The organism is Streptomyces sp. NRRL S-495, from assembly GCF_000966955.1.
Classification (GTDB): Bacteria; Actinomycetota; Actinomycetes; order Streptomycetales; family Streptomycetaceae; genus Kitasatospora; species Kitasatospora purpeofusca.
Map to the genome: position 1 here is coordinate 1 of NZ_JZWY01000041.1, position 314 is coordinate 314.

General features: G+C 72.6%; 1 protein-coding gene. It reads left to right on the forward strand.

Features of this window, described 5'->3' with window-relative positions:
- Positions 1 to 314 (forward strand): delta-60 repeat domain-containing protein (locus VR45_RS03705; protein WP_045938230.1); only part of this gene is annotated, 314 nt, incomplete at both ends.

A 314-nucleotide genomic window follows, 5' to 3' on the forward strand; every position in this document is an offset into this window, starting at 1 on the left:
CCTCGACACCGGCTTCAGCAGCGACGGCAAGGTCGCCACCACGTTCGGCGGCGTCGAGTTCGCCCACGCGGTGGCCCTGCAGCCCGATGGGAAGATCGTCGCCGCCGGGTACACCGGCAACGACTTCGCGCTGGCCCGCTACAACAGCGCCGGCAACCTCGACGGCGGCTTCGACACCGACGGCAAGGTCACCACCGACTTCGGCGGCGGCGAGATCGCCTACGGCGTCGCGGTGCAGCCCGGCGGCGCGATCGTCGCCGTCGGCTCCACGGCGTCGGTCGGCGCCAGTGACTTCGCGCTCGCCCGCTACACCC